Source organism: Dethiosulfatibacter sp. (assembly GCF_983023055.1).
Window position 1 is genome coordinate 1 of record NZ_CEZJXU010000024.1, and the last position, 11,661, is coordinate 11,661.

General features: G+C 36.5%; 9 protein-coding genes. All 9 read right to left on the reverse strand.

Annotated features, from left to right (window positions below):
- On the reverse strand, nt 1-1,246 hold a 1,246-nt coding region (gene lysA, locus AC3AX0_RS02080; protein WP_487548644.1), incomplete at its 3' end, for a diaminopimelate decarboxylase.
- Entirely contained in the window at nt 1,239-2,708 is a 1,470-nt protein-coding gene (locus AC3AX0_RS02085) for a trimethylamine methyltransferase family protein (protein ID WP_487548645.1), read from the reverse strand. The genes AC3AX0_RS02085 and lysA, both read right to left, overlap by 8 nt.
- A gap of 12 nt (nt 2,709-2,720) precedes the next feature.
- Nucleotides 2,721-3,353, reverse strand: a complete 633-nt coding sequence (locus tag AC3AX0_RS02090) for a cobalamin B12-binding domain-containing protein (RefSeq protein ID WP_487548646.1) — start codon at nt 3,351-3,353, stop codon at nt 2,721-2,723.
- Nucleotides 3,354-3,618: 265 nt separating this feature from the next.
- Nucleotides 3,619-4,698, reverse strand: a complete 1,080-nt coding sequence (locus AC3AX0_RS02095) for an ArsR/SmtB family transcription factor (protein ID WP_487548647.1) — start codon at nt 4,696-4,698, stop codon at nt 3,619-3,621.
- Between the two features lie 277 nt (nt 4,699-4,975).
- A complete protein-coding gene (locus AC3AX0_RS02100; protein ID WP_487548648.1) occupies nt 4,976-5,989 on the reverse strand; it encodes an electron transfer flavoprotein subunit alpha/FixB family protein in 1,014 nt (337 codons plus the stop codon).
- A 14-nt stretch (nt 5,990-6,003) separates the two neighbouring features.
- The gene (locus AC3AX0_RS02105) at nt 6,004-6,789 is read right to left on the reverse strand and encodes an electron transfer flavoprotein subunit beta (protein WP_487548649.1); all 786 of its coding nucleotides are present in this window, start codon (nt 6,787-6,789) and stop codon (nt 6,004-6,006) included.
- A gap of 12 nt (nt 6,790-6,801) precedes the next feature.
- Nucleotides 6,802-7,938 carry an acyl-CoA dehydrogenase gene (locus tag AC3AX0_RS02110; RefSeq protein WP_487548650.1) on the reverse strand — a complete coding sequence of 379 codons (1,137 nt, stop codon included), beginning with the start codon at nt 7,936-7,938 and terminating at the stop codon, nt 6,802-6,804.
- 502 nt (nt 7,939-8,440) lie between these two features.
- Nucleotides 8,441-9,283, reverse strand: coding sequence for a 3-hydroxybutyryl-CoA dehydrogenase (locus AC3AX0_RS02115; protein ID WP_487548651.1), 843 nt, complete (start codon nt 9,281-9,283; stop codon nt 8,441-8,443).
- 354 nt (nt 9,284-9,637) lie between these two features.
- On the reverse strand, nt 9,638-11,661 hold a 2,024-nt coding region (locus AC3AX0_RS02120; RefSeq protein ID WP_487548652.1), incomplete at its 5' end, for a sigma 54-interacting transcriptional regulator.

Here is an 11,661-nt window from a genome sequence, read left to right on the forward strand (position 1 = left end):
CATATGATTGACGCTTTACAATTACCTTTGATTCTCCATCCTTTAGCATTATGGTTGGAGGTATAGGATTTTTGTTGTAGTTGCTTGCCAGTGAGTAACAGTAGGCTGTACTGAAAACAGCAAAAATGTCTCCTCTTTCAAGTTTTGGTCCTTCAAAGTCCTTAATGATTACATCTCCTGATTCGCAGCATTTGCCGCAAATAGTTACCTTTTCTTCAGCCTTTTCATTCATCTTGTTTGCAACTGCACCTTCATATTTTGATGCATACATGGCAGGTCGTAAATTATCCGACATACCGCCATCTACAGATACATATTTTCTGATATTCGGTATTTCTTTGACTGCCCCTATAGTATAAAGCATTGCACTTCCACCCATCATACTTCTTCCAGGCTCTGTAACAATCGCTGGTCTTTTGATTCCAAGTTCCTGAGAAAACGCTTCCACCCTCTCCATAACTGGATCAAGGAAGTAGTTAAAAGGCTTGAGCTCGTCTTCTTCAGTATATTTGATACCGAAACCTCCTCCTATGTTAAGTTCCTCCATTACATAACCGAATCTTTCCTTTGTTTCCTTGAGAAGATTAAGTGATGTTTCAATAGCCTGTAGGTGCGATGCATTATCCAACAACTGTGATCCAACATGAAAATGCAATCCCTTAAAATTAAGGTGGTCGGATTTTATGCCTTTTTCAATCGCAGGATATATTATTTCTTCATTCAAGGCTATTCCAAATTTGGAGTCCTTCTGACCAGTATCTATATGTGCATGGGTATTACTTTTTGTTCCAGGTGTTATTCTATATAGGACATTCATCTTCTTGTTCTTTTCCTTGCATATTTCTTCAAGTACTTCGAGTTCATCAGTATTGTCCACTATTATTCTTCCAACATTATTGTCAACTGCCATTTCAAGTTCTTTTACAGACTTGTTGTTTCCGTTGAATTCTATTCTTTCCGCAGGAAATCCAGCTTTAAGACAGGTATATAGCTCTCCACCCGTTACAACATCAACACAGAAACCTTCCTCATCCATTATCTGAAAAATCGCAACTGATGAAAATACCTTAGCGGCATAAGCCACTCTGGTATTTTCATATTTATTTAGAAAGTCATTTCTGAGTTCTCCGCATCTATTCCTCAGTTCGGTTTCAGAAATAAGATACATTGGTGTTTCATATTTTTTAACAAGATCTAAAGAACTGCATCCATCTATATACAGAGTTCCATCGATATTATCATACATAAGACAATCCTTCTACTTTAATTTTTGCTTCTCTTTCTCTGATTATTTCATCATACATTTGAATTTCGTGAGCTGAAAGCAAAGGCTCCTTAACGGATTCAATAATTTCAATAACTCTTTCATCTATAACCTTATCAATTGGCTTGCTTCCATCCATTCTCCAAGACTGATACTGTTTTCTATTTGCATGCTTAGGCATATAAAGTTCTTTTCTAAAATTTTGGAATGTGTGAGTCTTTGAAACAAATTCTCCACCATGTCCAACTTCATGAATTAAATCAAGTGCCAATGTATCACTGTTTATTTCAACAGACCTCATGAATCTCTTGATATATCCGTTTACCTCGTCATCCAACATTATCATCGAAAGACTTCCTATTAGTCCTGCTCCAAGATATCCATTGTCGTGAGTAAGGTTTGTTCCACCAAGAGCAGCTGTAAAGTTTGTAAATGCAGCTTCCATTCCAGCCTGAGCATCCAATACATTTGAATCCGAACATCCGCCTGTACCATATGTTGGAATATCATAAAATCTTCCAAGCTGTCCAACTATTGCATGAGCCATAATGAATTCTGGAGATGCATAGGAAGAAACTGTAGTCATCATATCCATTATTGACATTACTATGCCAAGAATGAAAGGAGATCCTTTTCTCTTAAGTTGATGGATAACAAGTCCTCCAAGTCCTTCGGCATTTCCAAGAGCCAAACAACCGGCCAAAGTCACAGGTCCAGTTGCACCAGCGATTATTCCAGAAGCCCATGTTGAAGGTATTCCATATTCCGCACACATCATAAGCTTCTGCACTGCTTCTTCACTATAAACAAGTGGAGAAATAGGTTCATTGTATACGCCAAATGTAGGATTTCTTCTCAGTTCCTCATATCCTCCTGCAGATACTGCAGACATGTCTATCAAAGCTTTCAAAGAGTCAGCATCTACCGCAGTTGTCCAGTTTGGCTTATCACAGTGCATTCTTACAGATTTAAGATGGTACAGGTCAACCATTCTCTGGTCAACATCTGAAGCCAATCCAAGGGATGCTATAAAATCTATGTTGTCGCAGGATTGAGTAACCTTTCCTACATTGATTACATCATTAAGGACTGTTTCTCTTATTTTTCCAGTATATGGATCTGTAAAGCTTGGAAGATCTGTTCCAAGTCCATAATATACATTATTTCTATATAAATTAAGCTGCTTCTTTTCGTCAAGTCCTGTTATTGTAACTCTTGAAGGAGCACTCTTTATAGCATCTTCCACCATGTGGGCAGGTATCTTTGCAACGTTTTCCTCGACAAATGCACCTGCATCCTTTAAAAGTTTCAAAGCTTCTGCATCATGTACAACCACACCTGTATTTTCAAGAATCTTCAAAGATGCTAGATGCAATTCATGTAATTGTTCCTCTGACCATAATTCGAAATTGGGTCCACTGTTTACTTTCTGATTTGTTAACATATTATTCCTCCGTTATTGAACTATATTATTTGCAACTTCTACAGCTACCTGTGCATCAGGTGAATATTTTGCTCCAATACCTTCAGCATATTCAACTGTCAAAGGCGCTCCACCTACCATGACTCCAATCTTGTCATATAGACCGGCTTCCTTTAATGCATCAACTGTGATTTTCATTTGCATCATTGTAGTTGTTAGCATTGCCGACATACCCACTATGCATGCGTTTGTTTCCTTTACCTTTGAAACAAATTCCTCAGGCTTAACATCATAACCAAGATCAATAACATCAAATCCTGCACCTTCAAACATCATTGCAACAATTCTTTTTCCAATGTCGTGGAGGTCTCCCTTTACAGTACCAAGTACAACAGTTCCCTTGCCTTTAGCATCCTCTCCAGCAAGTAAAGGTTTAATTATATTGAGACCTTCTGTCATTGCCTTTGCTGCCATAAGAACCTCGGGTACAAACATCTCACTTCTTTTGAATCTCTCACCAACAACTGCCATTCCAATTAACAATCCATCATCCAAAATCTGCTTAGGTTTTACTCCATCAGCCAATGCCTTGTTTGTCAACTGGCCTACGCTTGCAATATCCAAAGATATGATTGCTTCTTTAATTTCATTACCAAATAAACTCATTAATATCCTCCTATACATCTAAAGTGTATTTCATTACAGCTTAGGAAAGTAAACATGCATAATCCCTTTAAGCTTTGGTATTATACTTTTAAGGAAACTTTCCTTCGCGACTTAATAAATGCTTATGCATTTAACGCAACGTTGCTGCTTTCTTGACATCAGTATAAATTACATTAGGCGATTTGTCAAACGCCTAATCGCTATATAATTAAAAACCACATTATATATGTGGTTTCTGTTTTTGACTTATTTAATTATTTATTTATCAGTCTGCAAAGTATTTTATTAAGTCCTTAATGGTTTTTTCGATTTTTTCCTTTTTAGCAGAATAGTAGACGTAATTTTTAATTTTTTGATTTTTTACAAGTCCAGCGTTTTTCAGTAGCTTAAGATGCTGTGATATGGTTGCCGGCGCAAATCCAAAAGCCTCTGCTAGCTCCTTAGTTGTCCTCGACTCCCTCGTCAAAGCCTTAAGAATAAGTATTCTTGTTTCATCACTTATGGCTTTTATATTTTCCATTAATTCTCTGGGTATTTTTTTTACATCCTGTTCCGCTATATTCATATATACAGTAACATTGTTGGCATGGGTATTCAGCATCAGATGAGGAGCAGTGAACAAGGATGGAAGAATATAAATATTGTCAACAAGATCAATGTTCATTCGATATGCTTTGTTTTTTAACATTATAAGCGTATAGTCTTCAAGTACAAAAACCTTGTTCAGCTTAAGAATATATTCGCCGGGGTCGCTGTCCATCAGTATATTCTTTTCCTTATCAATCTTCTTACCATGGGCCTTTGAAATGCCTTCCCATTCATTGGAGAAACAATCATTCCAGTATCTTCTGAATATGTCACTTATTTCGTTTCTTACATAACTGATATTTTCCAAAAAGTGCACCAGATCTCCCATGTCTATATAAAGGGTCATGTCCTTTATTTTACCATTTCTAATGCTGGAGGGGTTTTTCAACCACCCTAAAGCTCTCTCTACCGTCAATACATATGTTTCGCCAAGAAAATATAATACGAACTCTTCGTCACTCATATCTTCAATATGAAGCAATATGGCTTCCACATCATCAGTATCATTGCAATCATGACAAGCCACCTCTACAACATCCATTATATATGACCACTGATTATACTTGTCTCCCACAAACTTTATCTTTTCATAAAGATCATCATCCAATAATTCAGCTACCCTTCCTGCCCATTCAATACGTTTCACATGATGTTCAGGTTCAGAAAGAACGTGTAGGCTTGCAACCATCTCAATGGCAGGATTTGATATATATTTTATCTTTTTCCTAAGATTGTTTTTACTGTTTACTATTGCCATGTATATCCCCTATGGTTTCATTTCATTATCGTTTTATCAACACTATGTTTTATCACAATTGAAAACAACGCAATTATATATCATTCATGATATCATGTCAAACTACGCAGGGCAACAAAAAACCCCCATCCTTACTGATATTCCAGCAAAGATGCAGGTTATTCCACCTCCAGTGCACGGTCAACAAAAAATTTAGCCTCTTAAATTAATTACCGTACTATTTATTCATTACACAAACATAACACATTTATAAACAGACGAAATAGCCTCCGTCAGATTATTCAAACTTCATTGCCTTGGCTATTTTTAGTTCTTCGACAACTGCAGGTATAATCTTATTCAAATCTCCTACTATTCCAAGATCTGCAACATCAAATATCGGAGCTGTTTCATCCTTGTTTACTGCTACTATGAATTCAGACTCTTCCATTCCCGCAAGGTGCTGGATTGCTCCTGATATTCCACAAGCAAAATACAAGTCCGGTCTAACTGTTTTTCCAGTCTGTCCAACCTGAACCTCTTTAGGCATAACACCTGTATCAACTGTAGCTCTTGAAGAAGAAACAATTCCACCAAGCTCATCCGCTAGTCTTACTAGCTTGTCGAAGTTTTCAGTATTACCAACGCCTCTTCCACCTGACACAAGAATATTCGCATCCTGTATATCCATTTTTTCAGATACTTCATTTACAACTTCAAGAATTTCATAAGTCATGTCTTCAGCCTTTATTTCAACTGCAAATCTTTCTATTTCAACATTCTTATCCAGGTCTGTCTTTGCTTTTTTCATTACGCCCGATCTTACAGTTGCCATTTGAGGCCTATGATCCGGACATATTATTGTAGCCATGATGTTTCCACCAAAGGCAGGCCTTGTCATCATAAGGTCGTTGTTTTCCTCGTTGATTTCAAGTGATGTACAATCTGCTGTAAGTCCCGTATGGATTCTTCCTGCAAGTCTTGGCGCTATGTCCCTTCCAATTGCAGTAGCTCCAAAAAGAAATATTTCCGGTTTTTTTACATTGATTACTTCCGCCAAAACCTTTGTATATGGCTCAGTCATATAAAGTTCAAGGTCCTTGCCTTCAGTATAAACTATATTGTCAGCTCCGCAGTGGGCTAATTTATCAACACCCTTTACATCATTACCTATAACAACTGCCGTTACTTCCTGCTTCAGTTCAGCAGCAAGCTCCTGTGCCTTTCCAAGAAGTTCCAGCGATACATTTTGTATATCTCCGTTTTTCTGTTCTATATAAACAAATACTCCATTGCATTCTTCTCTTTTCACAATATTTCCTCCTGTTATATTATAAATTTCTCTTTCAGTTTCTCAACAATTACCTTTGCCGCTTCTCTCTCGTCAAGATTGTCATATTTTACACCTGAAGATTTTACACCTTTTGTAAATGACTTCTTAACCTTTGTAGGAGAACCCTTAAGTCCTATCTCTTCAGCTTCAACGTCAAGATCTGCAAAAGTCATCTTTTTGATTTCCTTTTCCCTGAAAGAATCAAATACCATTCCAACACTCATGTATCGTGGCTGATTCATTTCAGCAAGTGCTGTAATCAGACAAGGTGTCTGAATTCTGATTTTGTGGTATCCATCTTCAAACATTCTTTTAAGAATCAAACTGTCTCCATCCTTTTTCATGTCGTCAACATAGCTTACATGTGGAATCTTAAGATGCTCCGCCATTTCAGGTCCAACCTGCGCTGTATCTCCGTCTATCGCCTGTCTTCCCGCAACTATAAGGTCATAGTCCATCTTCTCTATTGCCTTTGCAAGAGTAAGAGATGTAGCCCATGTATCTGCGCCCGCAAACACTCTGTCTGTAAGCAGAACAGCCTCATCAGCTCCCATGGCCAAAGCTTCTCTAAGGGCTCCTTCAGCCTGTGGAGGTCCCATTGTTAACACAGTTATATGTGCGCCGTGCTTGTCTTTAAGTTCCAGCGCAGCTTCAAGACCGCTTTTATCGTCAGGATTGATAATACTTGGTACTCCGTCTCTTATAAGCGTTCCTGTTTCCGGGTTAAGCTTCACTTCATTTGTATCGGGAACTTGTTTTATACATACAATTATTTTCATTTCCATTTCCTCCTATAGCATGCTTGCAGCAATTACCATTTTCTGCACTTCTGATGTTCCTTCATATATTTCAGTTATTTTCGCATCTCTCATCATTCTTTCAACTGGGTATTCCCTGGTATATCCATATCCACCATGAAGCTGTACAGCTTTGGTTGTTACCCACATTGCTGTTTCTGCAGCGTAAAGTTTAGCCATTGCAGCTTCCTTGCTGTAAGGAATTCCATTATCCTTGTTACATGCAGCTCTATATACAAGCATTCTTGATGCATCAGTTCTTGTCTGCATATCAGCAAGTTCAAACTGGGTATTCTGAAACTTAGAAAGAGATCTTCCAAATTGCTTTCTTTCCTTTACATATTTAACTGTTTCATCTATTGCTCCCTGAGCAAGACCAAGAGCCTGAGCGGCAATACCTATTCTTCCACCATCTAGAGTCTTCATGGCTATTCCAAAGCCTTTTCCTACTTTTCCCAATAGGTTTTCCTTAGGTACTTTTACATTTTCAAATATTAGCTCGCAAGTTGCAGATCCTCTGATTCCCATCTTAAGCTCTTTCTTTCCTATTGAAAATCCTTCAAAATCCTTCTCAACTATAAATGCACTTATTCCTCTTGTTCCCTTTGACTTGTCAGTCATTGCAAAGACTATAAAAACTTCTGCACAAGATGCATTTGTAATGAAAATCTTAGATCCATTAAGAATATAGTGATCTCCATCAAGTATAGCCTTTGTCTGTTGACCCGAAGCATCAGTACCTGCATTTGGCTCAGTAAGTCCGAAGGCTCCAAGCTTTTCTCCTTTTGCCAATGGAATCAAATACTTTTCTTTTTGTTCCTTTGTTCCAAATTCATATATAGGCGCACAGCAAAGTGAATTATGAGCTGAAAGTATAACCCCTGTAGTTCCACATGCCTTGGAAAGCTCTTCAACCAGCATTATATATGCAAGATTGTCCCCGCCTTGTCCTCCAAGTTCCTTAGGGAAAGGAATGCCAAGCATACCATACTGCTTCATCTTCTCCACCGTCTCAGCAGGGAATCTTTCCTCTTCATCAATTTCGGCTGCCAAAGGTTTTACTTCATTCTCAGTAAATTCTTTATACAGCTGTTTAAGCAACTCATGCTCTTTCTTCATGTTAAAATCCATTTCATACCTCCATTAATTTTAGATAATATTTTAACAAACCTTTTCTAATCATAGGCTTCCAAAAACACAGAAGCCTTTTGTCTGTCATTTTGTATGAACATAGTTAAATGCACTATCCTGTCTTCATTGGGTTCATACTCTAAAGCCTTCATTTTACTCGATAAAGACTTGTGATATTTTTCTTCTCAAATAACTATTTGCATAAACCATGCCAAGTTTTCTCTATTATTTTCTCCAATAAAAATCCAGTGATATCAGTAACTGCAGTTAATCATCAAAAAATCACACTACAGACTAAGTGTTTTTCGTGAATATTTTAACATATAAATATGTTTTTTGTCTGGTTTCCAAGACAATCTTCTAATAAGCATGTATGTTAACCCAGACACTCTTTTATTTCGACCATTAAATTGTATTGTTTTCCAGACAACAAAAGGAGATTCCAGCAGAATCCCCTTTCACGAATCAATCTTTCTATTAATTTAGTTATGCTACATTTTTACTATTTATATACGAAAAATCCTTCGCCAGTCTTTCTTCCAAGTTTGTTTCCTCTTACCATTTTTCTCAATAATGGATGTGGTCTATATTTTGGATCTCCATATTCATTGTTTAGTATTTCCATAATGAAAAGACAAACATCAAGTCCTATTAAATCTCCAAGTGCCAATGGTCCTATTGGATGATTTGCTCCAAGCTTCATAGCATTATCAATATCCTCAGCACTTGCAATACCATCCGCCAAAATACCTACAGCTTCATTTATCATAGGCACTAGAATCCTGTTTACTACAAATCCCGGTGCTTCTTCAACTGCTACGCCTTCTTTTTTCAAAGACTGTGTCAATCCCTTTACTGTATTGAAAGTTTCTTCAGAAGTTGAAAGTCCCTTTATTATTTCTACTAGCTTCATTACTGGAGCCGGATTAAAGAAATGCATTCCTATCACTTTATCTGGTCTCTTTGTAGCTATTGCTATCTCCGTAATGGATAAAGATGATGTATTGGTTGCAAGAATTGTTTTCTCATCGCATATTTTATCCAGTTCAGAAAATATTTCTTTTTTAATCTTCATGTTTTCCACAGCAGCTTCAACTATCAGGTCACAATCCGAAGCTTCATTTAAACTTACTGTGGTTTTGATTCTGCCTAAAATCCCCGTCTTGTCATCTTCAGAAATTTTTTCTTTTTTTACCAATCTACTTAAATTCTTTTCTATAAAAGAATATCCTTTTTCCACATATTCTTCCTTAATATCTCTTAAAATAACATCGTGTCCATTCTGTGCAAAAACCTGGGCTATGCCAGAACCCATAGTTCCAGCCCCTAAAATACATATTTTCATAATAATCCTCCATTATTTTTTATTTATATGGTTAATCCCATTTCTTTCATATCCTATCAATCATTTCTATATTATATATAGCAATTATTGTGCCAATTTTTTCATACAAACTTATTTCCGTTGATATTCTAACGTTTTTTGTTGAATATATACTTTCTATTCTTTACCACAAGCTAATCCAGACAAATTTTATGATATTGAAACTTCAAAATAAAGGGTTTCTGTACCTATAACCTAACACTTCTTTTATTTTATCGATTTATTGTCTTGTTTACTATACATGACAAATCCACTATATACATTTATGTATTGTTCGCCATACAGTTTTGTTGTATTCCCCATTTTACATAGGAATTATTCATCAATATGTATTGTTTTATCGACTATTGTTATCTTGTACTTGTCAAGCTTCTCATAAAATGCAGCCCTGCTCACGCCAAGGAGTCTAGCAGCTTTTGACCTGTTGAAATTCACAACTTCAAGGCATTGAATAATTGCCTTCTTCTCAGTTTCACGCACTATATCTCTCAGAGGTTTAACATCCTCAATGTCATAAACTCCCGAAACATCAACTGGAAGGTGCTTAGGTTTGATTATACTGTCCGTATCCAAAATATTTATAGCTCTTTCAATAATGTTTTCAAGCTCTCTTACATTGCCTGGCCATGAATATTTCTTTAATTTTGCAATTGCAGACTCACTTATGGAGTCGACCTTTTTAAAATATCTTACCCTGTATTTTTTGAGAAACTCCCTGCACAATTGGTCCAAATCATCAATCCTTTCTTTCAAAGAAGGAATTTCAATAGTCACAACATTAATTCTATAGTAAAGGTCAAGTCTGAATTGCTTTTCTTCTATGAGCTGCTCTATATTTCTATTTGTTGCAGCTATTATTCTAACATCTATTTTTATGGTCTTGTTGGACCCTATCCTCTCTACTTCCCTTTCCTGAATAACCCTAAGAAGCTTCGCCTGCATATGCATGGGCATGTCTCCAATTTCATCAAGAAAAATCGTACCCTGATCTGCAACTTCAAACTTACCTATCCTTCCCCCTTTTTTCGCACCTGTAAACGCTCCCTGCTCGTAGCCGAATAATTCTGATTCAATCAATTCATCAGGAATTGCGGCACAGTTCACCTTTATAAAAGGTTTGTTTCTCCTAGCACTTGAATTATGTATGGAATGAGCAAAAAGTTCTTTCCCTGTTCCGCTTTCTCCCAGTATAAGTACATTGGAATTTGTGTAGGCAGCTTTCTTCGCTAGATTTATCACCTGCTTCATTTCGTTGCTTTTCCCAACAATGTCACTGAAATTATATTTAGCCTTGTTAATCTTTGATATTTCATCCTTGTAATTTTCAAGCTGCTGTTCAATTTTTCCTATCTTCCTGTAAAGCTTATCAAATTCATCGATATTCTTGAACATAATCCTACCTACAACACTTGTTACCTTGCCGTTTTTAAAGACAGGAATCCTTGATGCAACTATATAATTATCCTTTATCTTCTGAAGATCCGCCACTTCTGGAATTCCTGTCTCAGCAACCTTGTGAAGCCTTGTATTTTCAACTATTTCAGTTACATGTCTTCCCACGACCTTTTCATTTTCAACTCCAAGAAAACTTTTGTATGCATCCGATATCATTGTGATATATCCATTGGAATCAATTACAATGAGTCCTTCATACGCTGTCTCCAAAATAGATTTAAGAGCTTCCTTTTCAGTTTTTTCTACAGCAAGCTCATCATTTATTTTATTATATGTCGTAATGTCTCTTAACGAACAAATCGCGCCTGTAATTCTATTGTTATGCTCTATGAAATTCCTGCTGAAAACCAGGGTTTTTCCATTGAAGTCAACACTTTTACTAAATTCACCTTCTGAATCAAAAATATCTTTGGTAAAGTTCATATCATGAAGCAAATTATTTATTTCAACATCCTCTGCACTACTTCCCGCAATACAAAGCAGCTCCATTGCATAGCTGTTTATAAACACGATTTGTCCCTGCCTGTTTATTGATAAAATGGCAGTATCAACACTATCAAGAATCCCTTTGAAATTGGCATAGGTATATGCAAGCTTTTCAAAATATCTCTTCATTACATGTCTTTTTTCCAATATGCTTATAAATTTCCCCTGGTCGTCAACAATAAAAAACATATCGCTGGGCTTATTGAAAATCATATTAATTTCTTCAAATTCCTTTACGATTTCATTGTCACCAATTGGTTTCATTATGTCTCTTACTCTTACATCTTCAATATTTTCACTATTCAAATCTCTGGAATTTCTGTTAAAAGTGCCAACGGGATACTCCATATCATTGAGCACAGGATAATATATAAGGTTTAGTTTTTGAACTTTCTTAA